The organism is Streptomyces sp. NPDC048462, from assembly GCF_043200175.1.
Taxonomy (GTDB): Bacteria; Actinomycetota; Actinomycetes; order Streptomycetales; family Streptomycetaceae; genus Streptomyces.
Window position 1 is genome coordinate 75,530 of the sequence record NZ_JBICXG010000026.1, and the last position, 25,154, is coordinate 100,683.

Consider the following 25,154-nt stretch of genomic DNA (forward strand, 5'->3'; position numbering starts at 1 on the left):
TTTATGTCTGATCTTCCCCGGAAGGCGGTCACCCGAACCGCCAAGCTGGCAGCGCTGCCTTTGGGGTTCGCGGGCCGCGCCACGTGGGGGCTGGGCAAGCGCATCGGCGGGAAGTCCGCGGAGCTGGTCGCCCGCGAGGTACAGCAGCGCACCGCCGACCAGCTCTTCAAGGTCCTGGGCGAGCTGAAGGGCGGGGCGATGAAGCTCGGACAGGCGCTGTCCGTCTTCGAGTCCGCCCTCCCCGAAGAAGTCGCCGGCCCCTACCGCGCGGCCCTCACCAAGCTGCAGGAGGCTGCCCCTCCGATGCCGAGCAGCACGGTCCACGCGGTACTGGCCGAGCGGCTCGGCGAGGACTGGCGGGAGCTTTTCCTGACCTTCGAGGACAAGCCGTCGGCCGCCGCCTCGATCGGGCAGGTGCACAGGGCGGTGTGGCACGACGGGCGCAACGTCGCGGTGAAGGTGCAGTATCCGGGAGCCGGGGAGGCGCTGCTCTCGGATCTGACCCAGCTCAGCCGGTTCGCCCGGCTGCTCGGCCCGCTGATTCCGGGCATGGACATCAAACCGCTGATCACGGAGCTCCGTGACCGGGTGTCGGAGGAGCTGGACTACGAGCAGGAGGCGCAGTCGCAGCGCGAGCACGCCGAGGAGTTCGCGGACGATCCCGATGTCGTGGTCCCGGGAGTGGTCCACCAGTCCGATCAGGTGCTGGTCACGGAGTGGATCGACGGGGTGCCGCTGGCCGATGTGATCGCCGGTGGAACCGCTGAGCAGCGGGACCGGGCCGGACAGCTGCTGGCCCGGTTCCTCTTCTCCGGCCCCGCGCGCACCGGGCTGCTGCACGCGGACCCGCACCCCGGCAACTTCCGCCTGCTGCCGCCGGACGCGGCCGGCACGGCTGACAGCGACGGTGCCGCGGCCCCCGAGTCTGACCGGTGGCGGCTCGGTGTCCTTGACTTCGGGACGGTGGACCGGCTGCCGGGCGGGCTTCCGCAGACCATCGGGGACTCGTTGCGTCTCACGCTCCAGGGCGACGCGGACGCGGTGTACGCGCTGTTGCGCGAGGAGGGGTTCGTCAAGGAGTCGATCGACCTCGCCCCGGACGCGGTGCTCGACTACCTCCAGCCGATCATCGAACCCGCCCTGGTGGAGGAGTTCGCGTTCAGCCGGGGCTGGATGCGCAGTCAGGCCGCCCGGATAGCGGATCCGCGTTCTCCCGCCCACCAGTTGGGCAAGCAGTTGAATCTGCCGCCCGCCTATCTGCTCATACACCGTGTGACGTTGAGCACGATCGGGGTGCTGTGCCAGCTCGGCGCGACGGTCCGGCTGCGCGAGGAACTCGAGTCCTGGCTACCGGGGTTCCTGCCGGAGGAAGAGGAGGAGTGGGCTGCGGAGGAGTGGGCCGAGGAGGAGTTGCCGGGGGAAGCGGCGTCCGAGCTCGCCAAATAGCGGCCGCTCACCACCAGTCGGAGTCGAGCCGGCCCTCGATGGCCCGGATGTGGGTGCGGGCGCAGTTGTCGCAGAAGTAGCGCCGGCTGCCGTGTTCCACGGAACAGAGCCAGGTCGGCGGTGCGTCGTCGCTCCCGGATCCGGTGCCGCACAGGGCGCATACGACGCCCGCGGCGCCGCTCTGCGTGCTCACTGCTTCGGGGCGCTGAGTCTCCTCGTCCACCTCCTGACGATATCTCCACCGGCCCTGTCCGGCACGGCACCACACAGCACGGCCTCGGGGCCGGTCCGCGTGGACCGGCCCCGAGGCAGGGGTGGTGATGTGGCTGCTGGGTACTGCGCGCTGCGGGTCAGAGAGCGGCTGCCCCGCAGCGGTACTGCTGGTGTTCTGTCCTGCGGTGTTCTGTCCTGCGGTGTTCTGTCCTGCTCGGCTCAGTGCATGACCGCCATGGCCAGCGCACGCCGGGCACGCATCGAGGCGCGCTCGGCCCGGCGCTGCATCCGCCGCGCGTTGATCAGGCGCACGGCCTGACGATCCGCGTCGGCTTCCCGCAGGCGGTCGTGCATATGAGCACGAGCCAGGGCTTCTGGGATGAGTTGCATCTCACGGGTCCTGTTCTGACGCGAGTCGTTCGCGCCGATGATGGTGACGTCCGGTGTCGCGGAGCCGACGGGCTCCCTCGTGGGGATGGTCATTGGTTCCTGGTTTCGCGGGTCGTGGGTCTGGGGACGGTCGATGGTTCCGATGCGCTTCATGGGTTTGGGGGCCGTAGCTCCCAGGCCGGCGATCACGCCGCGACCGGGTTCTTGCGCGGACGGCCACGCGGCCGCTTGCGAGCGACGACGACGCCCTGGATGAAGAGCTCGCCACCCCAGACACCCCACGGCTCGCGGCGCTCCTTGGCGCCGGCGAGGCAGGCCTCGACGAGCGGGCAGGTGCGGCAGAGGGACTTGGCGTACTCGACGTCGGCCGGGGACTCGGCGAAGAAGACCTCGGGGTCGTAAGAGCGGCAGGGAACGGGTACGCCGAGGTTCTCGATGGCGTCGTCGAGCGCGGTGAGCGCAGTGAGCGGGATCAAGGTGGAGTCCTCCGTGAGGCCGGGCGGGGGGATCGTTTCGGAAGGCGGGACGGACGGGGCGTGCGCTTCGAGTTGCACGGTGGTGGTGTCCTCGTCTGGTCGTTTCCGGCCTGTTGGCCGGGGGCGGCTGGTACCAGGTGTTGCTTGTCCCGAGGCTCCTTCGTGCTGTCTCGTCCGTTCGGACAAAACAAAAGGGCCGCGGATCCCGAGTGGGGTTCCGCGGCCCTGAAGGCGCCGGCCTGACTGTCGATCAGGCTGGATCTCTCCAGGGTTCAGGCCCACGGAAGGCCCACATCGTGTGGTGGTGCGTCGTCTGCTTCTTGGCTCCGGCTTCCGCTCCCGCACCGACGGCCGCAAAGGCATAGGCCTGGGCCTGTCCCTTCGCTACTGCTGCTGCCGGTGCCTGGGTCGGTCGCTCATTACGCTCCCGCTCGGGAAGGCTCACCAGGGACAGCGGGCTGACGGCGGAAATGCCGGACATACCGGTGCCACGCAGGGAAGACGTCGAAGAGTGGGCGAGGCCGAGCGAGCAGGCGGAGACGACCGAGAGATCGGTCATTTTGTTGGTCTCGATGATGTTGATCACTTCAATCGCCTCCTCTCGGCGTCTAGAGCGGACCGACCGAGCCGGTCCTACGTATTCGGATAAGTACAGCACAGGATCAGGGCTTCAGAGAAGTCGCTGTTCCCGTGGTTAAGAACCTATGGTGATTACTGGGGCAGGCGCAAACTATTTTTTCGACGAGTTTTTCTCACACCTGCTCGTCGGCCTCGGCAGGCTCCTCCACCCCGTCCCCACCTGCGCAGATGTCCAGCACCGCAGCTCCGAACCGGCCCAGCTTCCGCGCGCCGACCCCGGGGATCCCGGCCAGCTCGCCCTCGCTGCCGGGCACGGCCTCCGCGATGGCCATCAGCGTCTTGTCGGTGAACACGCAGTAGGCGGGCTGGCTGATCTCCTGCGCCCGGACCGCGCGCCAGTCGCGGAGCCGCTCGTACAGCGCCTCGTCCATGTCGGACGGGCAGTCGTCACAGCGCATCAGCTTCATCTCGCCCGCGTCGGTGAGGGTCTTGCCGCACACCCTGCACAGCGCGGGCCCGCGCCGCTTGCGCCGGGCCGCCAGCGGCCGCTCGATGCCGCCGCTGCCGCCCGCGGCACCCCTGGCTCCCGGCGCCGCCGAGCCGGGACGCAGTCCGTTCAGGAAGCGGCTCGGGCGGCGGCCGGCCCGGCCGCCGGGCGAGCGGGCCAGCGACCACGACAGCGAGAGATGGAAGCGTGCCCGGGTGACACCGACGTACAGCAGCCGGCGCTCCTCCTCGATCTGCTCGTCCGTCTTGGCGTAGGTGATCGGCATCATGCCCTCGGTCAGTCCGACCAGGAACACGGCATCCCACTCCAGGCCCTTCGCGGAGTGCAGCGAGGCCAGGGTGACTCCCTGGACCGTGGGGGCGTGCTGGGCGGCGGCCCGCTCGTCCAGCTCGGCGACCAGGTCGGAGAGGGTCGCACCCGGCCTGGCCCGCTCGAAGTCCTCGGCGAGCCTGACCAGTGCGGCCAGCGACTCCCAGCGGTCGCGCACCGCCCCGGAGCCGGTCGGCGGCTCGCTCCGCCAGCCCTTGGTGGACAGCACGGCGCGGACCTCGGCGGGCAGCCCCTGCGCATCGTCGAGCAGGGAGTCGTTGCCGCCCGCGCGGGCCGCGCCGCGCAGGGCGACGCCCGCTTCCCGTACCTCCGCGCGTTCGAAGAACCGCTCGGCGCCCCTCAGCTGGTACGGCACCCCCGCGTCGGCCAGGGCCTGCTCGTAGACCTCGGACTGGGAGTTGACCCGGTAGAGCACCGCGATCTCGCCCGCCGGGACGCCTGCCGCGATCAGGTCGCGGATACGGCGGGCGGTGCCCTCGGCCTCGGCGGGCTCGTCCGCGTACTCCGTGTAGGCCGGCTCGGGGCCGCGCTCGCGCTGCGAGACCAGTTCGAGCCGGTGCTCGGCGGCCCTGCCCCGGGCCTGGCCGAGCAGCCCGTTGGCCAGGTGGACCACCTGGGGCGTCGAGCGGTAGTCCCGGACGAGCTTGACGACAGTGGCCCGGGGGTGGCGGGTGCGGAAGTTCAGCAGGTGGTCGGGGGTGGCTCCGGTGAAGGAGTAGATGGTCTGGCTGGCGTCACCGACGACGCAGAGGTTGTCCCGGTCGCCCAGCCAGAGGTCGAGCAGCCGCTGCTGGAGCGGGCTGACGTCCTGGTACTCGTCGACGACGAAGTGCTGGTACTGCCGGCGCACGTGGTCGGCGATGTCGTGCCGGTCCTGGAGGATGCCCACGGTCAGGAGCAGCACGTCCTCGAAGTCGATCACCGTGCGGTCCCGCTTCAGCTGCTCGTACGTCGCGTAGACCTGGGAGATCTCGGCGGGATCGCGCGGGGCGTCGCGCTGGGATTTGGCGACCACGGCCGGGTAGTCGGCGGGCACGGTCTGGGTGACCTTGGCCCACTCGATCTCGCTCGTGACATCGCGCAGCTCGTTGCGGTCGAGCCGGATGCCGCAGCGGGCCGCGGCCTCGGCCACCAGCTGGACCTTGCGCTCCAGCAGCCGGGGCAGATCGCCACCGACTGCTTTCGGCCAGAAGTACTGGAGCTGGCGCAGGGCCGCGGAGTGGAACGTGCGCGCCTGCACCCCGCCCGCTCCGAGCTGGCGCAGCCGTCCCCGCATCTCTCCGGCGGCCCGGTTGGTGAACGTGACGGCGAGCACACTCGTCGGCTGGATGATCCCGGCGCGCACCCCGTAGGCGATGCGGTGCGTGATGGCCCGCGTCTTGCCCGTACCGGCTCCGGCCAGCACGCATACCGGGCCCTGCAGGGCCATGGCGACCTCGCGCTGCTCGGGGTCGAGCCCGTCGAGGACGGCGTCGGCGGAGTCGGGGACCTGAGGGAAGAGGGTGGAATGCGTTGCTGATGTCACCCCGCCATGCTGCCAGGTCGAAAGGGGCGGACGCGGAAGTTGTCCACAGGGGTGCCGCATCTGTCGTACTGGTCGCACTGGTCGCACCAATCGCGACCGGCGCCGGGAGCGCTGCCAGGAGCGGCGCCGGGAATGGTGGGCAGGTCACGTACGTTCCCCTGTCGTGCGGCAACGCACGTCCCGGATCCCGGGACCTCAGCGCGTGACACCCGATGCCTGACGCCCGCCGCGAACCACGCGGCGGGTGGTGCGTGAAGGGTGGAGTGTGACGGAGGAGACCGGGACGGGGATGTGGCGGGATTGCCGAGACCGATGAGACAGAGGAGCGCGTAGACATGCCGGGCACTGTGACGATGTACAGCACCACGTGGTGCGGATACTGCCGTCGGCTCAAGGGCCAGATGGACCGCGAGGGCATCGCGTACACCGAGATCAACATCGAGCACGACCCGGACTCCGCGGCCTTCGTCGAGAAGGCGAACGGCGGGAACCAGACGGTCCCGACCGTTCTCTTCCCGGACGGTTCGACGCTGACGAATCCTTCGCTGGCCCAGGTGAAGCAGAAGGTCGGCGCCTGACCGCGCCGAACCCCACCCCTGAGCGCGCCCGCCCGCCGCTTCCGGTCGACACGGACCGGAAGCGGCGGGCGGCTGTGTGCCGGGGTACGGCTGTGTGCCGGGGTACGGCTGTGTGCCGGAGTGCGGCTGTGTGCCGGGGTACGGCTGTGTGCCGGAGTGCGGCTGTGTGCCGGGTTCAGCTCAGGCCGAGCTGGCGGGACGCCGCCGCCACCGTCTGTTCGAGGAGGACGGCGATGGTCATCGGGCCGACACCGCCGGGGACCGGGGTGATCAGGCTCGCTCGCTCGGCCGCTGTCCCGAAATCGACGTCACCGACGTTGCCCTCGTTGTAGCCCGCGTCGATCACCACCGCGCCCGGCTTGATGTCGGCACCGGTGATGAAGCGCGGCCGGCCGACCGCGGCGACCAGGACGTCCGCCTGCCGCACGATCGAGGAGAGGTCGGCGGTGTGCGAGTGGCAGTACGTCACCGTGGCGTTGCGGCCCAGCAGGAGCATCCCGGCGGGCTTGCCCAGGATGGCGCTGCGTCCCACGACCACCGCGTGCTTGCCCGCGAGGTCCACCTCGTACGCGTCGAGCAGCCGCATGATGCCGCCCGGGGTGCAGGAGACGAATCCGGGGAGGCCGAAACCCATCGCCGCGAAGGAGTGCATGGTGACGCCGTCGACGTCCTTCTCCGGGGCAATCGCCTCGAAGGCGGCCCGTTCGTCGATGTGCGGGCCCATCGGGTGCTGCAGCAGGATGCCGTGCACGCCCGGGTCCTTCGACAGCGTGGTCACCGCGGCGACCACGTCCTCGGTGGTGGAGCCGGCCGGAAGGGCCACGTGCCGGGACTCGATACCCGCCCGCGCGCACCGGTTGCGCTTCATCTTGACGTACGTCACCGAGGACGGGTCCTCACCGACGAGGACGGTGGCCAGGCAGGGCGGGGTTCCGGTGCGCAGCCGGATCTCCGCAGCCGCGGCGGTGGTCTCCTCGACGCTCCGGCGGGCGAGGCCGGTGCCGTCCATCAACTGAGCCGTCTGAGTCGCGTTCACTGGTACTCCTGGGCGCTCGGGCGATCGCGTCGGCCACCGGGGCCGCGGGGATCGCGGGTCGTGGTCGGTCGCCCAGGCGCACGGCTTCGGCAGTCCCGCGGACTGCCGTTGTTCTCTGCGGCCGCTCCCCGGTGGTGCTCCACCTCAGCGCCAGTCACGGCCCGCGTCCACTGTAGAGCCACGCGAGCAAGCCCGGGGAGCGCGGCCCGCGCTCCCCGGGCTCGCGTTCTCGCTCCGGTACCGGCTGCTCGCTCCGGTGTCAGCCTGCGCTGCGCGGCCTCGGGAGGGGCTTCCCGTACCAGATCTCGATCAGCCGGGCCGCGATCGAGATGCCGAACGGGGGCAGGATCTCGCCCGACTCGAAGGCGGCGGTCAGCTCCTCGCGGGAGAACCAGCGCGCCTCCTCGATCTCCTCGCCGTCGACGTTGATGTCGAACGTCGTGGCCCGTGCCATGAAGCCGAGCATCAGGCTGGACGGGAAGGGCCAGGGCTGGCTGGCGACGTACTCCACCTCGCCCACCGTGATGCCGGCTTCCTCGAACACCTCGCGAGCCACGGACTGCTCGATCGATTCGCCCGGCTCGACGAATCCGGCCAGGGTCGAGAAGCGGCCCTCGGGCCAGTGGACCTGGCGGCCCAGCAGGGCGCGGTCCTGGTCGTCGGTGACGAGCATGATGACCGCGGGGTCGGTGCGCGGGTAGTGCTCCGCGCCGCAGGCCTGGCAGCGGCGGATGTGTCCGGCCGCCGCGATGACCGTGCGTTCGCCGCAGCGGGAGCAGAAGCGGTGCAGCCGCTGCCAGTTCTCCAGCGCCACCGCGTGCACCATCAGTCCGGCGTCGCGGGCGCCGAGGAGCAGCCCCGCCTCGCGGAGCCCGGCGGGACGGGCCGACTGGTCCATGCGGCCGGGCAGCGAGTCCTTCTGGAGGGCGAAGTAGCTGACGCCGTCCTCGTCGGTGCCGAGGAAGTAGCGGTGGGTCTCGGTGACGGGCGCCTCGAAGGCGGGGGTCATCACGAGTTCGGTGCCGTCGGCGGTGTCGTCGATCAGCACCTGCCCGCCGGAGACGACGAAGACCCGGGTCGTCGGGTGACTCCATGCGGCGGCCAGCCAGGCCTCGTCGAGACGGTGGTGCGCGGCGCGGTCGATGCCGCTGGGCGCGGTCAGGCCGATGGGCCGGTCGGTGGTGGCGTTGTCGAAGGTGCTCACAGGTGCTTCCTACTCCCCCGGGATGGATCGGGTGTTCAGAGGATTCAGCGGAGTGCGGCCGCCAGTTCGCTCCAGAGGTGGGCGGTGGTCTCCACGCCCTTGAGCAGCAGGTCGAGTTCGACCTTCTCGTTGGGGGCGTGCCAGCCGTCGGACGGTACGGAGATGCCGAGGAAGAGGACGGGGGCGCCGAGCACGTCCTGCAGGTCGGCGGCGGGTCCCGAGCCTCCTTCGCGGGTGAAGAGGATCTTCTTGCCGAAGGCCCGTCCCATGGCACGGGCGACGGCCTGGAGGGCGGGGTGGTCCAGCGGGGTGAGGCAGGGGCGGGTGGCGGGCAGGAAGGTGATCCGGTGGCCGATCCCGGCCGGGATGCGGGCCTCGGCCCAGGCGCGTACCGCGTCCTGGACGCGGTCCGGGTCCTGCCCCGCGACCAGGCGGAAGCTGATCTTGGCCAGGGCGGAGGACGGGATGATCGTCTTGCTTCCGGCGCCCTGGTAGCCGCCCCCGATGCCGTTGACCTCGGCGGTGGGACGGGCCCAGATGCGCTCCAGGGTGGAGTAGCCGGCTTCGCCGGAGGCGGCCTGCGACCTGGCGGTGCGCAGCCAGGTGGCCTCGTCGAAGGGCAGTGCGGCGAAGAGCTCGCGTTCGGTGGTCGTCAGTTCGGCCACGCCGTCGTAGAAGCCGGGGACCGCGACCCGGCCGTCCGGGTCGTGGAGCGCCGCGACGAGCCGGGCGATCTCGGTCGCCGGGTTGGGGACCGCGCCGCCGAACGAGCCGGAGTGGATGTCCTGCCCGGGGCCGCGCAGCTCGATCTCGCACTCGGCCAGGCCGCGCATACCGGTGCAGACGGTCGGGGTGGTCTCGTCCCACATGCCGGTGTCGGAGACGATCACGGCGTCGGCGGTGAGCCGGTCCGACCGCTGCTCGACCAGGGCGCGGAAGTGCGGGGAGCCCGACTCCTCCTCGCCCTCGACGAGGAGCTTGAGGTGCACGGCGGGGGTGGTGCGGCCGGTGGTGGCGAGGTGGGCCCGGACGCCGAGGGTGTGGAAGAACACCTGCCCCTTGTCGTCGGCCGCGCCGCGCCCGTACATCCTGCCGTCCCGGATCACCGGCTCGAACGGCTCGGTGTCCCAGCCGTCCTCGCGGGCGGCGGGCTGGACGTCGTGGTGTCCGTACACCAGGACGGTCGGGGCGTCCGGATCCTCGGACGGCCACTCGGCGAAGACGGCGGGCGCACCGTCCGTCTGCCAGACCTCGGTGACCGGGAAGCCGGTCTCCTTGAGCTTGGCGGAAAGCCACTCGGCGCTGCGCCGTACGTCCCCGTCGTGCTCCGGCTGCGCGGATACGGACGGGATGCGCAGCCACTCCGCGAGGTCGTCGAGGAAGGCCGCGCGGTGCTGCTCGGTGTACGTACGGACGGCGCTGTCCGGGGTGTCGCTCATGACCTTCAGCTTATCCGGCCGCGGGAGGTGGCTCGTCCAGGAGGATGCGCTCCAGCTCCGGACGGCCCGGGAGGCGGGCCGGCCGGACGCTGTCGCCGGTGCGGACGAAGAGGAACGTGGCCGTCACGTCGGTGAGCGGCAGTCCGTGCAGTTCGGCCCAGGCGAGGCGGTAGACGGCGAGCTGGAGGGGGTCGGCGGTGTTGGTGCGGCTGGTCTTCCAGTCGACGATCTCGTACGTGTCCCCGGTCCGGTACACCGCGTCGATCCGGCCCCGGACGATCCGGCCGGCCAGCGTGATCTGGAACGGCGTCTCGACGCGGTACGGGGTGCGGCGGGCGTACGGGGTGCGCTCGAAGGCCTCCTTGAGCAGCGCGAGGTCGTGCTCGTCGGCGATGTCGGCCTCGTTCTCCTCGCCGCCGGGCAGCTCGTCGGGGCCGAGCATGGGCAGCGGCAGCTCCTCGAAGCGGGACTCGACCCAGGCGTGGAAGCGGGTGCCCCGGCGGGCGGCGGGCTGCGGGGGGCGGGGCATGGGCCGGGCCAGCTCCTGGGCGAAGCCGTCCGGGTCGTCGGCCAGGCGCATCAGCTGGGTGGCGGAGAGCGAGGCGGGGACGAGGACGTCGCGCACGGTGGCGCGGGCCCGGCGCAGCTCCCCGGCGAGGGCGTCGAGATCGCGGTCCCAGGAGCCGAGGGTGCGGGACTCCTCGGGGGTGAGGCGCGGGGGGCCCTGCTCGGGCGTCCGGGCCGCGGGGATGTGCGGGCCCGGGATGCCGTGCGGGCCCGGGGTGTCGTGCGGGGTGCCGTCGGGGGCCGGTGCCTCGTCCAGGAAGGGGTCGTCCTCGGGGAACAGCTCCGCATCGTCGAAGGGCGGCTCGTCCGGCGGCAGCTCGTCCGGCAGTGGCTCCGCCGCTCCATGACGCGGCGCCGCTCCGTGCCGCGCCGCCTCGTACCCATCAGGCGCCGGCCCCGCCCCGGCCAGCGCGGTCAGGTGGGCCAGCACCGTTTCGGCGGCGGCCCTGCGGCGGGCCAGCGCGGTGTCGTCCAGCGGCAGCGGCCAGGCGTGGTCGGCCGCGGACTCGGCCAGGGCCGGGTTCTCCTCGTCCTCGGCCGGCTCGTCCGCCCACACCTCGATCTCGCCGTGGCCGGCCGCGCAGTGCTCGTACAGCGCGTGCAGGAAGCCGGACGGGCCGCGGGTCTTCTTCTGGCTGGGCCCCCACCAGTGGCCGGAGCCGAGCAGCAGGGTGCGGGGCCGGGTGAAGGTGACGTATCCGAGGCGCAGCTCCTCGGTGTGCTGGTGCTCCTTCATCTCCTCCTTGAAACCCTTGAGGCCCTTGGCGTCGAAGGAGTGGACGACGGGCAGGGTGGCCGTGTCGCCGCGCAGGGCGTGCGGGAGGACCTTGGACTGGGAGGTCCAGGCGTCGCGGGACTGGCCGCTGGGGAACTGGCCGGCGACCAGTCCCGGCACGGCGACGACGTCCCATTCGAGGCCCTTGGACTTGTGGGCGGTGAGGACCTTGACGGTGTTCTCACCGCCGGGCAGCGCGTTGTCCAGGCCCTTCTCGTACTGGGCGGCGGTGCGCAGGAAGCCGAGGAAGGCGAGGAGCGTGGCCTCCCCGTCGACGGCGGCGAAGCGGGCCGCGACGTCGAGGAAGTTGGCGAGGGTCTCGCGGCGGCGGGCGGCCAGGGCCTGCGGGGAGGCGGAGAGCTCGACCTCCAGTCCGGTGGTGCTCAGGACCCGGTGCAGTACGTCCATCAGGGGGTCGGAGAGCGAGCGGCGCAGGTCGCGCAGTTCGGTGGCGAGGCGGGCGAAGCGGATGCGGGCCTCGGTGGAGAACGGCAGCCGGTCGTCCTCGTCGCCGCCGGAGTCGAGGAAGGTGTCCAGGGCGTCGGCCAGGGAGATCACCTCGGCCGGGTCGATGCCCTCGACGGCCTCGGCGAGGCGGCGGTCGGGGTCGAAGTCCTCGTCGTCGCCGTGGGAGGCCCGGTGGACGAGGAGGCGGGCCCGGCGGCCGAGCAGCGCCAGGTCGCGGGGGCCGATGCGCCAGCGGGGGCCGGTGAGCAGCCGGACCAGGGACGCGTTGGCCCCCGGGTCCTGGAGGACCTCGCAGACCGCGACGAGGTCCGCGACCTCGGGGAGGTGCAGCAGCCCGGACAGGCCGACGACCTCGACCGGGATGTCCCGGGCCACCAGGGCGGCCTGGATCTGCGGGAAGTCCCCGGCGGTACGGCACAGGACGGCGATCTCGCCGGGTGCCCTGCCGGTCCGTACGAGGTGGGCGATCGAGTCCGCGAGCCAGTCGATCTCCTCGGTGTGGGTCCGCAGCAGGGCGCAGCGGACGAGCCCGTCGCGCTCGGCGCCCGGTGCGGGGCGCAGCGCCTCGACGCCCTCGTGCATGGCGCGCAGTGGCTCGGCCAGGCCGTTGGCGAGGTGGAGGAGGCGGCCGCCGCTGCGGCGGTTCTCGCTGAGGGAGTAGCGGGTCGCGGGGGCGCCGTCGGCCTGCGGGAAGTGGCTGGGGAAGTCGTCGAGGTTGGCCACGGAGGCGCCGCGCCAGCCGTAGATGGCCTGGCAGGGGTCGCCCACCGCGGTGACCGCGTGCCCGGACGGGACGCCGTCGGGCCCGCTGCCGAAGAGGGCGGAGAGCAGGAGGCGCTGGGCGACGGAGGTGTCCTGGTACTCGTCGAGCAGGACGACCCGGTACTCCTCGCGCAGGATCGCGCCGACCTCGGGGCGGGTGAGGGCGAGCTGCGCCGAGAGCGCGATCTGGTCACCGAAGTCGAGGAGGTCGCGGCTCCGCTTGGCCTCCCGGTAGCGCCGGGTCAGCGAGAGCAGCTCACGGCGGGCCTCGGCGGTCTCGGGGATCTTGCGCAGTTCGGCGTTGCTGAGCTTGGCGGTCTCCAGGGTGCGCAGCAGTCCGGTGTCGTACTCCGCGAGCTGTTCGGGGCGTACGAGGTGTTCGGCCAGCTCGGCGTCCAGCGCCAGCAGATCGCTGACCAGAGTGGGGAACGACCTGGTCAGGGCCGGGTAGGGGCCGGGGGCCTCGCGCAGTACGCGGGCGGCGAGCTGAAAGCGGGTGGCGTCCGCGAGGAGGCGGGTGGTGGGTTCGAGCCCTATCCGCAGCCCGTGCTCGGTGAGGAGCCGGCCGGCGAAGGCGTGGTAGGTGGAGATGCTGGGCTCGCCCGGCGGGTTGTCCGGGTCGATGGCCTCCGGGTCGGTGACACCGGCCGCGACCAGGGCCTTGCGGACGCGCTCCGCCAGCTCGCCGGCCGCCTTGTTGGTGAAGGTGAGGCCGAGGACCTGTTCGGGGGCGACCTGTCCGGTCCCGACGAGCCACACCACACGGGCCGCCATGACCGTGGTCTTTCCCGACCCGGCCCCGGCGACGATCACCTGCGGGGCGGGCGGCGCGGTGATGCACGCCGTCTGCTCCGGGGTGAAGGGGATCCCGAGGAGCTCTTTGAGCTGCTCGGGATCGGTGAGGTGTGAGGACACTCCACAGAGGCTAACCGGCTGCGCCGACAACCCACGAAGCCGTGAGCGGGCGCACACCTACTGCGGTGAGCGGGCGCACACCGCCGGTCGTGTGCGGAGGCGGCGCACGCCGGCAGGGGTCCGGGCGGTCGCGGCGTGGCGCGCCGGCGGGGCAGCTGTTCTGCCTGGTGCCGGGGTGCTGGGCGTGACGGACCGTCTAGATTGACGCTTGTCGTATCAACAGCCATACGAGGACGGCCAGATGAGCTCCGACACCCCCGCGTCCACATCCACGTCCGCGTCAGCGTCCGCGTCAGCCCCGACGTCCACGTCAGCCTCCACATCCACGTCCGGGCCCACGTCCCCGTCCCCCTCCGCGTCCGTCTCCGGCCGCGACGCCGCAGCCCTGGCCGGCACCGCCGGGCTCAGGCAGCGCATCGACACGACGAAGGCGCACCCGGCCCGGGTCTACGACGTCTTCCTCGGCGGCAAGGACAACTACCCGGCCGACCGCGAGGCGGCGGCCATGGCCCTGAGGGCCAACCCGCGCGGGTACCTCACCGTGCGGCACAACCGGGACTTCATGCGGCGCGCGGTGACGCTCGCGGCCCAAAACGGCGCCCGGCAGTTCCTGGACGTCGGCACGGGGCTGCCGACGCAGCAGAACGTCCACCAGATCGTGCAGGCCGTCGCGCCCGACTCGCGGGTCGTGTACGTGGACAACGACCCGGTCGTGCTCGTACACGCGCAGGCCCTGCTGACCAGTGGGCCGCAGGGGCGTACCGACTACATCGAGGCGGACCTGCGCGACCCCGCCAGGATCCTCGAAGCCGCTCGGCGCACGCTCGACTTCGACCGGCCCGTCACCCTGGTCCTCGCGGCCGTCCTCCACTTCATCGAGGACGCCGAGGCCTACCCCATCGTCAGGCAGCTCGTCGACGCGATCCCCTCGGGCAGTCACCTCGTGCTGAGCAATGTCAGCTCGGACCTGAACCCCGAGCAGGTCGGCCAGGTGACGAGGGCCTTCAAGGAGCGCGGCTTCGCCATGGTGCGCCGCTCGCACGCCCAGGTGGAGCGTTTCGTGACCGACAACGGTCTGGAGCTGCTCGACCCCGGCGTCGTCCCCGTCCACCGCTGGCGTCCCGAGCAGGTCACCGATCTGCCCGAGGCCGCCGACCCCGACCAGGAGTTCGTGGCGAGCCTGGACGCGCTGGACCGGACCCGCTACCAGGACATCAACGACGTCACCGACGCGGACGTCAGTGTGTACGGGGTGATGGCCCGCAAACCGTGACGGGCCGGAGTGAGCGGGCGCACCGGCTCACTCCAGGATCTGCCGCCCCTCCGGCTGGGCACTGCACGAGGCCCTGAACGCGCAGTGGGTGCAGTGCTGGCCGGTCGTCGGGGTGAACCGTTCGTCCAGGACCCGCCCGGCGGCGGTCGCCAGCAGGTCGGAGACCCATTCGGTGTCCGGCGGCTGCTGGGCCTGCACCTTGGGGACGGCGTCACCGCCCTCCTTCTTGGGCGCGGGCTGGCGCAGCTGTACGAGTTCGGCGCCGCCGGACTCCGGGCGGCGGCCGTCGAAGACCTCGTCGACCGCCCCTTCCCGGACGGCCAGCTGGTACACGGCGAGCTGGGGGTGGCGGGCGACCTCGTCCTTGGTCGGGGCCTGCTTGCCGGTCTTGAAGTCGACGACGTAGGCACGGCCGTCGGCGTCCCGTTCCACCCGGTCCATGGAGCCCCGGATGCGCACCTCGTACTCCCCCGCCTCCAGCGTCACGTCGAAGTCGTGCTCGCTGGCGGCCGGGGTGCGGCCGGTGCGGTCCATGACGTGCCAGCGCAGGAAGCGCTCCAGGGCGACGCGCGCCTGTTCCTTCTCCTGCTGCGACTTCCAGGGGGCGTCGAAGACCAGCCCGTCCCAGACCGAGTCGAGCCGCTCCATGAGAACGGCGAGATCGGCGGGCGTCCGGCCGGAGGCCACCTCGTCGGCGAGTACGTGGACGACGTTGCCGAAGCCCTGGGCGGCGGTCGCCGGGGCGTCGGCCTTCACCTCGCGGCCCAGGAACCACTGGAGCGCGCAGGTGTTGGCGAGCTGGTCGAGCGCGCTGCCGGACAGGGCGACGGGCTGGTCCCGGTCGCGCAGCGGGACGGCCGAGCGGGTCGGCTCGTACAGGCCCCACCAGCGGTAGGGGTGGGCCGACGGCACGAGCGGCTGGCCCTCGTCGTCGGTGAGCGCCGCGAGCCGGGCGAGCCGGTGGGCGGCCTCCTCGCGCAGGGTGTCGGACGCGCCGGGGTCGACGGTGGTGGCGCGCAGCTCGGCCACGAGGGCGGCGACCGCGAGGGGGCGGCGCGGGCGGCCGGTGACGTCGCGGGGTTCGACGCCGAGTTCGGTCAGGAAGCGGGAGGGCTGATCGCCGTCGTCGGCCGGCGCCTTGACGGCGGTGACGACGAGCCGTTCGCGGGCGCGGGTGGCCGCGACGTAGAAGAGCCGGCGCTCCTCGGACAGGAGTGCGCCGGGGGTGAGGGGTTCGGCGAGACCGTCGCGGCCGATCCGGTCCGCTTCGAGCAGCGAGCCTCGGCGACGCAGGTCGGGCCAGAGGCCCTCCTGCACCCCGGCGACGACGACCAGCCGCCACTCCAGGCCCTTGGACCGGTGCGCGGTCATCAGCCGTACGGCATCGGGCCGGGCGGAGCGCCTGGAGAGGGTGTTGGCCGCGATGTCCTGGGCGTCGACCTCCTCCAGGAAGTTGAGCGCGCCGCGCCCGCCGGTGCGCTCCTCGGCGCGGGCAGCCGTGTCGAACAGGGCGCAGACCGCGTCGAGGTCGCGATCCGCGTTGCGTCCGCCCGCGCCACCGCGCAGCGCGGCGCGCTCCAGCCTGCCCGGCCAGGGGGTGCCGGACCACAGCTCCCACAGGGCCTCCTCGGCGGTGCCGCCGCCCTCCAGGAGTTCGCGCGCCTTGCGCAGCAGGGCACCCAGGCGCTGGGCGCCGCGGGCGTACGCCGGATCGTGCGCGACGAGCCGCTCCGGCTCGGCCAGGGCCCGGGCCAGCAGGTCGCCGGAGGGCGCGGGCACCCGGTTGCCGGCGGCGCGCTCCTCGTCACGCAGGGCCCGGCCCAGCCGGCGCAGGTCGGCGGCGTCCATGGAGCCGAGGGGGGAGGCGAGGAGCGTCAGCGCGGTCTCGGTGTCGAGCCATGTCCGCGCCTCGGTGGCCGGTGTGCCGGAGACCGACGGCCCGACGCCGTCCGCCCCGGCGCGCTCCGGCTCACCGGCCCCGTCCGTCCCGGCTCCCTCCGACTCACCGGCGCCGTCCGCCCCGGCGCCCTCCGGCTCACCGGCGGGGGCCTCGCCGGGCCCGGCGGCCGCGCCCCGGTTCAGGGCGGCCGTCGCCACCGTGCGCAGGGCGGTCAGGAGCGGGGCCACCGCCGGCTCGTGGCGCAGCGGCAGGTCGTCGCCGTCGACCTCCAGCGGAACGCCCGCCGAGGTCAGGGCCCGGCGCATCGCGGGGATCGTGCGGCCGCCGGAGCGGACGAGCACCGCCATCTCGTGCCACGGCACCCCGTCCTCCAGATGCGCCCGGCGCAGCAGGTCCGCGATGTTGTCGAGCTCGGTGGAGGCGGTCGGGTAGGTGTACGTCTCGACGGTGCCGCCCTCGCGGACCGCGCCGAGCTCCCGGTGGGCGCGGACCTTCGCGGCGGGCAGCCGGGTCAGCGGCATCCGGCGGGTGAGCAGCCGGGTGGCCTGAAGCAGCTGTTCCCCGGAGCGGCGCGAGGTGGTGAGGACGCCGACCGGGGCCGGAGCGCCGTCCGCACGCCGGAACACCTCGGGGAAGTCGAGGATGCCGTTCACATCGGCGCCCCGGAAGGCGTAGATCGACTGGTCCGGGTCCCCGAACGCGATCAGGTTCCGGCCACCACCACCGCCCGGGGTGCTCCCCCGGTTCCCGGCCAGCGCGTGCAGCAGCCGCACCTGCGCCGGGTCGGTGTCCTGGTACTCGTCGACGAACACCAGGTCGTACTCCCCGGCCAGCAGTGCCGACACCTCGGGGCGCTCCGCGAGCAGCACCGCGCGGTGGACCAGTTCCGCGTAGTCCAGCACCCCCTGGGCGTCCAGCACGTCGAGGTACTCCGCGAGGAACTCGGCGGCGGCGCTCCAGTCGGGGCGGCCGGTGCGCCGGGCGAAGTCCGCGAGGGCGTCCGGGCCGAGGCCCAGCTCACGGCTGCGGGCGAGCACCGCGCGTACCTCGTCCGCGAAGCCGCGCGTGGTCAGGCAGGCCCGCAGCTCGTCGGGCCAGCGGATGTGGGCGTGGCCCCGCTTCTCCAGGTCGAGCTGGCCGGCCAGCAGCTCGCGGACCGTGACGTCCTGCTCCGGCCCGGAGAGCAGCCGCAGCGGGTCGGCGAAGAGATCGGCGTCCTGGTGGGCGCGGACCAGGGCGTAACAGAAGGAGTGGAAGGTGGTGGCCTGCGGGCTCCGGACGGCGCCGAGCCGGGCGGCCATCCGGTCGCGGAGCTCGACGGCGGCCTTGCGGCTGAAGGTGAGGACCAGGATGCGGGCCGGGTCGGTGCCTCGCGCGACACGCGCCGCGACGCTCTCGACGAGCGTGGTGGTCTTGCCCGTGCCCGGTCCGGCGAGGACCAGGAGCGGCCCGCCGGGATGGTCAACCACCGCACGCTGTGCCGCGTCCAGGAGAGGGGAATCCACGGAGCCCGGCGGGGTACGCACCAGCCGGTACGCGCCCGTGGTCCCCCGCCGTGCCTGACGGTGCGGACTGTGCCGGGTGGTGGAGGAGGAGCTCACGTGGGTCGCCGGTCCTGGTGGGTGTGCTGATGACGATGACGCGGCAGTTGCCGCGAACTGACGACGCTACTCCGGCGACGGGCCCGATCGCGGCGGTACGGATGCGGGGATCGTCACGTCGGACCCGGCGGGCGGGCGCGGCCGGGGCGGACACGACGGACGCCATGGACACGATGGAGGCGACGGACACGAGCCAGGCGGCGCACTCCGCCCGGACGGCGTGCGCCCGGCGGACGGCGTGCGCCGCAGCACGGTGTGCGCGTCACGCTTCCCGTACGCCGTACGGGCCCGGCTCCGCACGATGGGCCGCCGGATGGCCGAAGCTGTCAGTTGTGAGCACCCCCGCCGCCGTCCGCTCCCGGACCGCCCGCCCCGCCGTCCGCCTCGGCGTCCGCCACCGCGCCGGCCACGCCGTCCCACCGCGCGCGTCTCATGTCCAGACGCGGGATGTGACCCTCCGCACCGGCGGGGGCCTCGCGCAGCGGGGTGCCCTCCTCGCGGTAGTGGTCCAGGGCACGCAGCTCGTGGCCGGGCAGCAGCGTCCCGTCGGAGCGCACCACGCGCCACCACGGCACCGCCGACCCGTACAGCGCCATGGCCCGGCCGACCTGACGCGGGCCGCCGTCCCCCAGCCACTCCGCGATGTCGCCGTACGTCATGACGTGGCCGGGCGGGATCAGCTCGGCGACATCGAGCACGCGCTCCGCGTACTGCGGCAACGCGTCACTCGTCGGGTTCTCGCTCATCCGGCCCATCCTGCCGTACGCCACCGACAGCGCCGCCGATCCCGTGTCCGGCCGGACACGCAGCGTGCACAGGGCGGGAAAGGGGCGTATCTTGCGCTTCGCGCGCCCCTGCATCGCACCCTGATGCCCTCCTGCGTCCACAGGCCGTGCCACCATCATCCGGGCGGTGACCGGTGATACGAGAACACGAAGACCAATCAGAGGCGACGAAGGAGCAGGGCGTGCAGCCACCGAAGGCGGCCGACGCCTCTGATGCCGAGCCGCGCCCGGAAGAGGGCCGGCCGGATTCGGACACCGGTCCGGAGAATCCTTCCGGGAACCCGGCCGGCTCCACGCTCTCGACCTCCGAAGAGGAACTGTCCGAACGCGTTTCGGGGGACGAACCCCTGCTCCCCGCCCGGGTGCACCGTCCCTCCGATCTGCTGCGGCTCCTCATCGGCGTCCTGGCGATCGTCGTGCTGTTCTCCGTCGCCGCGTTCGCCCACGGGACGACCACCGGGCTCGAGGAGGACATCAACAAGGGCACCGGCCAGGCGCCCGACGTGCTCATCAAGATCGCCGGCCTGGTCTCCAGCATCGCCGTGCTGCTCGTCCCGGTGGCCTTCGCCATCGAGCGGCTGATCAAACGCGACGGGCTGCGGATCGCGGACGGTGTGCTGGCCGCCGTGCTGGCGCACGGCGTGACGCTCGCAGCCGATCTGTGGGTCGCCAAGAACGCCTCCGGATCCATTCAGGACGCCCTGACCCAGCCGGCGCCCGGTGACGCGCTCACCGATCCCGTACACGGCTATCTCGCCCCGGTGATCGCCTATATGACGGCGGTCGGGATGGCGAGACGGCCGCGCTGGCGGGTCGTGCTGTGGGTGGTGCTGCTGCTCGACGCCTTCGCCATGCTGGTCGGCGGCTACACGACGCCCCTCTCGATCATCCTCACGGTGCTGATCGGCTGGACGGTGGCGTACGGCACGCTGTACGCGGTCGGCTCGCCGAACGTCCGGCCGACCGGACAGCATCTGATGGCCGGTCTGCGCCATGTCGGCTTCCGCCCCGTCACCGCGATGCGGGCCGACGACGCCCCCGACTCCGGCGACCAGAACGACCGAGGACGCCGCTACCTGGTCTCCCTGGAGGACGGCGCACCGCTCGACGTGACCGTCGTCGACCGCGAACAGCAGGCCCAGGGCTTCTTCTACCGGGTGTGGCGCAGGCTCACCCTGCGCGGGATCACCCAGCGGCGTTCCATCCAGTCGCTGCGCCAGGCGCTGGAGCAGGAGGCGCTGCTCGCGTACGCGGCGATCGCCGCCGGGGCCAACGCGCCCAAGCTGATCGCCACCTCGGAGCTGGGCCCCGACGCCGTGATGCTGGTGTACGAGCACATCGGCGGGCGTTCGCTGGACGCCCTGGAGGACGCCGACATCACCGACGACCTGGTGCGCGACGCCTGGCGTCAGGTGCAGGCGCTCCAGTCCCGCCGGATCGCGCACCGCAGGCTCACCGGTGACGCCCTGCTGGTGGATCGTTCCGGCAAGGTGTTCGTCACCGACCTCCGGGGCGGCGAGATCGCGGCCGGCGATCTGGTGCTGCGGATGGACGTCGCCCAGCTGCTCACCACGACCGGTCTGCGGGTGGGCGCCGAGCGGGCGGTGGCCGCCGCCCTCGCGGTGGTCGGCCCGGACACCGTCGCGGACTGCCTGCCGCTGCTCCAGCCGATCGCGCTCAGCCGCTCCACCCGGGCGCATCTGCGCAGACTCGCCCGGGAACGGTCGCAGCGCGAGCGCGAGGCGGTGCTGGAGGCGTCGGACGCGGCGAAGCGGGCCCGTACCCATGGCGCGGAGAGCGCCGGGGACGCGGACCGCAAGGCCGCCCGCAAGTCGCTGCGCACCGAGAAGCAGGCCGAGAAGCGGGCCATGGACGACGCGCTGGACGAGGCGCGCGAGGAGGATCTGCTCACTCTGATCCGCCGGGAGGTGCTGCTGATCCGGCCGCAGGCCCCGGTCGAGCCGGTCCGCCTGGAGCGCATCAAACCGCGCACCCTGCTCAGCTTCATCGCGGGCGCCATCGCCGCGTACTTCCTGATCTCCCAGGTCACCGAGGCCGACTTCGGCGCGGTGGTCGAACAGGCCGAATGGGGCTGGGTGGCGGCCGCGCTCGGCTTCTCGGCCCTCAGCTACATCGCGGCGGCCATGAGCCTGCTGGGCTTCGTGCCGGAGCGGGTGCCGTTCGGCAAGACGGTACTGGCGCAGATCGCCGGCTCGTTCGTGAAGATCGTGGCGCCCGCCGCGGTCGGCGGTGTCGCCCTGAACACCCGGTTCCTCCAGCGCTCCGGCGTACGCCCCGGGCTGGCGGTCGCCAGTGTCGGCGCCTCGCAGCTGTTCGGCCTCGGCTGTCACATCCTGCTGCTCGGCGCCTTCGGCTACCTGACCGGCACCGAGAAGACCCCGTCCTCGCTCACCCCGTCCAGGACGGTGATCGCGGGGCTGCTGACGGTCGCCGTGCTGGTCCTGGTCGTGACGGCGATCCCGTTCCTGCGGAAGTTCGTGGTGACCCGGGTGCGGTCGCTGTTCGCCGGAGTCGTACCGCGCATGCTCGACGTCGTACAGCGCCCGCAGAAGCTGCTCACCGGCATCGGCGGGATGCTGCTGCTCACCGGCCTGTTCGTGATGTGCCTGGACGCCTCGGTCCGGGCGTTCAGCGGTCCGGACACCCCCCACCTCAGCTACGCGAGCATCGCGGTGGTCTTCCTCGCCGGTAACGCGCTGGGCTCGGCGGCACCGACCCCGGGCGGTATGGGCGCGGTCGAGGGTGCGCTGACGCTGGGTCTGATCGCGGTCGGCCTGCCGAAGGAGGTCGCGGCCCCGGCGGTGCTGCTGTTCCGTCTGATGACCCTGTGGCTGCCGGTGCTTCCCGGCTGGATCTGCTTCAACCACCTCACCCGCAAGGGCGAGCTCTAGGATCCCGTGGCGCCGGTCCGGGCAGCGGGCCACCCGCTTGGACCGGCGCCCCGTGCAGCCTCCCCGCCCCCGCCGCACGATGGAGCGATGAGGACCTCCCCTGCCCTGCGCGCCGCGGCCCTCGCCGCCACCGTGACCGTGCTGCTCCCGCTCACCGGCTGTTCGGACGGCGGTGACAACGACACCCCGGACCGGTCGCAGGACTCGCCGCACCCGGCGAACGCCGCCGCGAGCCCAGACCCGTCCGCTCTCGCCACCCAGCACCTGACGTGGAAGCGCTGCCCGGCCCCGTCCCAGGCTGAGGGCGGCGGCGCCGCACCCTCGCCGCTGCCCGGCGGGGCCGTCTGGGAGTGCTCCGTCATGAAGGTCCCGCTCGACCACGCCAAACCCGCGGGCGACACCATCGGCCTGGCGCTCGTCCGCGCGAAGGCCGTGGACCAGAAGAACCGGATCGGCTCCCTCGTCTTCAACTTCGGTGGCCCCGGCGCCTCCGGCGTCGCCACCCTGCCCGCCTTCGGTACCGAGTACGACAAGCTGCGCACCCGCTACGACCTGGTGAGCTTCGACCCGCGCGGGGTCGGCCGCAGCGACGGGGTGAGGTGCGAGGACGACAAACAGCTGGACGCGCGCTACCAGGAGGACGGAACGCCGGACACCGCGGCCGAGGAGCAGGCGTTCACCGACGACACGAAGTCGTACGCGGCCGCCTGCGAGAAGAACTCCGGCAGGGAGCTCCCCTACGTCGGGACGACGAACGCCGCGCGCGACATGGACCTGATGCGCCAGGTCCTGGGCGACCACCAGCTGCACTACTTCGGCATCTCGTACGGCACCGAACTGGGCGGTGTCTACGCCCACTTGTTCCCCAAGAACGTGGGCAGGTCGGTGCTGGACGCGGTGGTGGACCCGACCGAGAACGCCGAGGAGTCCTCGCTGGGCCAGGCCAAGGGGTTCCAGCTCGCGCTGGACAACTTCGCCAAGGACTGCGCGGACCGGGGTGACGCCTGCAAGCTGCCCGGTTCCGACGCCGACGGGGTCGAGCAGGGCATCTCCGATCTCCTGGACCGGCTGGAGAAGCGGCCCGTGTCCGGGCTCGGCGCACGCAAGCTGACGCAGACACAGGCCACCACCGGCATCGCGGCGGCCCTGTACTCCAAGGAGACCTGGCCGCTGCTGGAGCAGGGCATCGACGAGGCCGACGGCGGCAGCGGCGGGCTGCTGCTGGCGCTGGCCGACTCCCTCAACGGCCGTTCCGACAGCGGCCACTACGACAACTCGGCGGCGGCCAACACGGCCATCAACTGCGCCGACTCCAAGGAGCGGTTCACCCTGGAGGAGACCAAGGCGAAGCTCCCCTCGTTCCGCGAGGCCTCACCGGTCTTCGGTGACTACCTGGGCTGGGGCCTGATGGCGTGCACCGAATGGCCGGTGGCCGGCGCCTGGGAGCACCCCGACGTCAGCGCCCCCGGCTCGGCCCCCCAGCTCGTCATCGGCAACACCGGCGACCCGGCGACCCCGTACAAGGGCGCGAAGGCCATGGCCGACGAGCTGGGCAAGGGCGTCGGCGTGGAGCTGACGTACAAGGGCGAGGGGCACGGCGCGTACAACAGCGGCAACGCCTGTGTGCAGAAGGCGGTGGGCGGCTATCTGCTGGACGGCAAGGTGCCGGCGGCGGGCACGGTCTGCGGGTAGGGCCCTCCGGCACCGTCCTACGATGAACGGGCCGCCGGCCGGACGGGCGGCGACAGGGGACACAGGGGAGGGACGCACACGTGGTCTCATACGCACGGGCCGGCGCGCTGGCCGCCGCCGCGCTGCTGTTGACGGGGGCGCTCGCGGGCTGTGACGGCGCTACGGACGACAAGCCCGGCAGGGCGACGGACGGTGGTAAGGCCGGCTCACCGTCCGCCCCGGCCGCGTCCACGGCGGACGGTGAGCCGGTGCTGCCCGGCTCGCTCACCTCGCAGCACCTCGGCTGGAAGCGCTGCGGGGCGCCCGGGGGCGGGTCCGCTCCCGGTTCGGACTGGCGCTGCGCGAGCGTCCGCGTCCCGCTGGACTACGCGAGGCCGCAAGGCGCCACGATCGGGATCGCGCTGATCCGCAAGGAGGCCCGCGACAAGGGCCGGCGCCTCGGTTCGATGCTGTTCGACTTCGGCGGCCCCGGCGGCTCGGGCGTCTCCATCCTGCCGCGCGCCGCCGGTTCGTACGGGAAGCTCAACACCCGTTACGACCTGGTGGGCTTCGATCCGCGCGGGGTGGCCGGGAGCGCCGGGGTGCGCTGCCGCTCCGACCAGGAGCAGGAGGACGCCGCCCGGAAGGTGGACATGACTCCGGACACGGCGGCGGAGGAGGCGGCGTTCATGAAGGACGGGGCGGACTTCGGCGCCGGCTGCGAGCGCCGCTCGGGCAAGGTCCTGCCGTTCGTCGGCACGACCAACGCCGCCCGGGACATGGACCTGATCCGCCAGGTGCTCGGTGACCGGAAGCTCACGTACTTCGGCATGTCGTACGGGACCGAACTGGGCGGCACCTACGCGCACCTGTTCCCGGCGAACGTCGGGCGCACCGTCCTGGACGCGGTCGTCGACCCCACGGCGGACGCCGTCGGACACGCCCGCAACCAGACGACCGGCTTCCAGCGGGCACTGGACAACTACCTGAAGGACCGGGGCCAGGACCCCGGGGCGGGCACCCGGCGCATCGCCCGGCTGCTGGCCGGGATCGACAGGAAGCCGCTGCCGACCGGTACCTCCCGCGAGCTCAACGAGTCGCTGGCCATCACGGGCATCGTGATGCCGCTCTACTCCAAGGACAACTGGCCGGTTCTGACCCGGGCGCTGGACGAGGCGGAGGGCGGCCGGGGCAGCATGCTGCTGCAGCTGGCCGACTCGTACAACAACCGTGACGAGAAGGGCCGTTACGGCACCGAGAGCCACTCGCAGCGGGCCATCTCCTGCGCGGACAGCGACGCCCGGCCGACGGTGGCCGACGCGAAGGCGCTGCTGCCCGAGTTCGAGAAGCTGTCGCCGGTCTTCGGCGCGTTCCTGGCCTGGGACACCGCGGGCTGGTGCTCCGACTGGCCGGTGAAGGGCGAGCGCGCCACCCCGGAGGCGAGCGCTCCGGGCGCGGGCCCGGTCCTGGTCGTGGGGACGACCGGCGACCCGGCGACGCCGTACGAGGGGGCGCGGAAGATGGCGGACGAGCTGGGCAAGGGCGTCGGCGTCCTGCTCACCAACAAGGGCGAGGGGCACGTCGCCTACGGCCGGAACACCTGCGTGACGTCGACCGTGGACACGTACTTCCTGGACGGGAAGGTCCCGGCGGACGGCAAGACCTGCTCGTAGCCCCCGGGCACGACGAAGGGGCCGGTCCGCGTGGTGCGGATGCTGTTGGCGAATGCCCCTTCGTTCCGCCCCATCGGATTTATCCGGTGGGGCGGAGTGCTGCGAAGTGTGAGGTGCGTGTTGGGGCG

The 25,154-nt window shown here is 72.5% G+C and carries 17 protein-coding genes; 6 read left to right on the forward strand and 11 right to left on the reverse strand.

Going from position 1 to position 25,154, the window contains the following annotated elements:
* Positions 1–3: 3 nt before the first annotated feature.
* On the forward strand, positions 4–1,446 hold the full coding sequence (locus ACGFU6_RS31810; RefSeq protein ID WP_393615979.1) for an ABC1 kinase family protein: 1,443 nt from the start codon (positions 4–6) through the stop codon (positions 1,444–1,446).
* A gap of 7 nt (positions 1,447–1,453) precedes the next feature.
* On the opposite strand, the gene ACGFU6_RS31815 is transcribed toward ACGFU6_RS31810, so the two are convergent.
* The 5 genes from ACGFU6_RS31815 to ACGFU6_RS31835 form a co-directional block, all read right to left on the reverse strand.
* Positions 1,454–1,669, reverse strand: a complete 216-nt coding sequence (locus tag ACGFU6_RS31815) for a hypothetical protein (protein WP_393615980.1) — start codon at positions 1,667–1,669, stop codon at positions 1,454–1,456.
* Between the two features lie 209 nt (positions 1,670–1,878).
* Positions 1,879–2,202 (reverse strand): hypothetical protein, encoded by a 324-nt coding sequence (locus ACGFU6_RS31820; RefSeq protein WP_123527554.1) that lies wholly within the window; start codon positions 2,200–2,202, stop codon positions 1,879–1,881.
* A 32-nt stretch (positions 2,203–2,234) separates the two neighbouring features.
* Positions 2,235–2,603 (reverse strand): WhiB family transcriptional regulator, encoded by a 369-nt coding sequence (locus ACGFU6_RS31825; RefSeq protein WP_030915514.1) that lies wholly within the window; start codon positions 2,601–2,603, stop codon positions 2,235–2,237.
* A gap of 172 nt (positions 2,604–2,775) precedes the next feature.
* Positions 2,776–3,111: a hypothetical protein gene (locus ACGFU6_RS31830; RefSeq protein ID WP_123523690.1), complete on the reverse strand. Its 336-nt coding sequence runs from the start codon at positions 3,109–3,111 to the stop codon at positions 2,776–2,778.
* 166 nt (positions 3,112–3,277) lie between these two features.
* Positions 3,278–5,467 (reverse strand): ATP-dependent DNA helicase UvrD2, encoded by a 2,190-nt coding sequence (locus tag ACGFU6_RS31835; RefSeq protein ID WP_393615983.1) that lies wholly within the window; start codon positions 5,465–5,467, stop codon positions 3,278–3,280.
* A 335-nt stretch (positions 5,468–5,802) separates the two neighbouring features.
* Here ACGFU6_RS31835 and ACGFU6_RS31840 point away from each other — a divergent pair, with 335 nt between their 5' ends.
* Positions 5,803–6,045 (forward strand): mycoredoxin, encoded by a 243-nt coding sequence (locus ACGFU6_RS31840; RefSeq protein WP_123523692.1) that lies wholly within the window; start codon positions 5,803–5,805, stop codon positions 6,043–6,045.
* Between the two features lie 175 nt (positions 6,046–6,220).
* On the opposite strand, the gene ACGFU6_RS31845 is transcribed toward ACGFU6_RS31840, so the two are convergent.
* The 4 genes from ACGFU6_RS31845 to ACGFU6_RS31860 all read right to left on the reverse strand — a co-directional run bounded on the left by ACGFU6_RS31845 (position 6,221) and on the right by ACGFU6_RS31860 (position 13,211).
* Complete coding sequence (locus ACGFU6_RS31845; RefSeq protein WP_393616007.1) at positions 6,221–7,054, reverse strand: bifunctional 5,10-methylenetetrahydrofolate dehydrogenase/5,10-methenyltetrahydrofolate cyclohydrolase; 834 nt, start codon at positions 7,052–7,054, stop codon at positions 6,221–6,223.
* A 286-nt stretch (positions 7,055–7,340) separates the two neighbouring features.
* Positions 7,341–8,285 (reverse strand): NAD(+) diphosphatase, encoded by a 945-nt coding sequence (gene nudC, locus ACGFU6_RS31850; RefSeq protein WP_123523693.1) that lies wholly within the window; start codon positions 8,283–8,285, stop codon positions 7,341–7,343.
* 44 nt (positions 8,286–8,329) lie between these two features.
* Positions 8,330–9,724 carry a dipeptidase gene (locus ACGFU6_RS31855; RefSeq protein WP_393615985.1) on the reverse strand — a complete coding sequence of 465 codons (1,395 nt, stop codon included), beginning with the start codon at positions 9,722–9,724 and terminating at the stop codon, positions 8,330–8,332.
* 10 nt (positions 9,725–9,734) lie between these two features.
* Positions 9,735–13,211, reverse strand: coding sequence for a UvrD-helicase domain-containing protein (locus tag ACGFU6_RS31860; RefSeq protein ID WP_393615987.1), 3,477 nt, complete (start codon positions 13,209–13,211; stop codon positions 9,735–9,737).
* 241 nt (positions 13,212–13,452) lie between these two features.
* Between ACGFU6_RS31860 and ACGFU6_RS31865 the strand changes: the two genes are divergently transcribed.
* A complete protein-coding gene (locus tag ACGFU6_RS31865; RefSeq protein ID WP_393615989.1) occupies positions 13,453–14,484 on the forward strand; it encodes an SAM-dependent methyltransferase in 1,032 nt (343 codons plus the stop codon).
* Between the two features lie 27 nt (positions 14,485–14,511).
* Here the strand turns inward: ACGFU6_RS31865 and ACGFU6_RS31870 are convergent, their stop codons facing one another.
* Both ACGFU6_RS31870 and ACGFU6_RS31875 read right to left on the reverse strand, forming a co-directional pair.
* Positions 14,512–17,985, reverse strand: a complete 3,474-nt coding sequence (locus ACGFU6_RS31870; RefSeq protein WP_393615991.1) for an ATP-dependent helicase — start codon at positions 17,983–17,985, stop codon at positions 14,512–14,514.
* A 326-nt stretch (positions 17,986–18,311) separates the two neighbouring features.
* The gene (locus ACGFU6_RS31875; RefSeq protein WP_393615993.1) at positions 18,312–18,731 is read right to left on the reverse strand and encodes an MGMT family protein; all 420 of its coding nucleotides are present in this window, start codon (positions 18,729–18,731) and stop codon (positions 18,312–18,314) included.
* Between the two features lie 221 nt (positions 18,732–18,952).
* On the opposite strand from ACGFU6_RS31875, the gene ACGFU6_RS31880 reads away from it, so the two are divergent.
* The 3 genes from ACGFU6_RS31880 (at position 18,953) to ACGFU6_RS31890 (ending at position 25,026) form a co-directional block, all read left to right on the forward strand.
* On the forward strand, positions 18,953–21,682 hold the full coding sequence (locus tag ACGFU6_RS31880; RefSeq protein ID WP_393615995.1) for a lysylphosphatidylglycerol synthase domain-containing protein: 2,730 nt from the start codon (positions 18,953–18,955) through the stop codon (positions 21,680–21,682).
* An 87-nt stretch (positions 21,683–21,769) separates the two neighbouring features.
* A complete protein-coding gene (locus ACGFU6_RS31885; protein WP_393615997.1) occupies positions 21,770–23,374 on the forward strand; it encodes an alpha/beta hydrolase in 1,605 nt (534 codons plus the stop codon).
* An 80-nt stretch (positions 23,375–23,454) separates the two neighbouring features.
* A complete protein-coding gene (locus tag ACGFU6_RS31890; protein WP_393615999.1) occupies positions 23,455–25,026 on the forward strand; it encodes an alpha/beta hydrolase in 1,572 nt (523 codons plus the stop codon).
* Positions 25,027–25,154 lie beyond the last annotated feature (128 nt).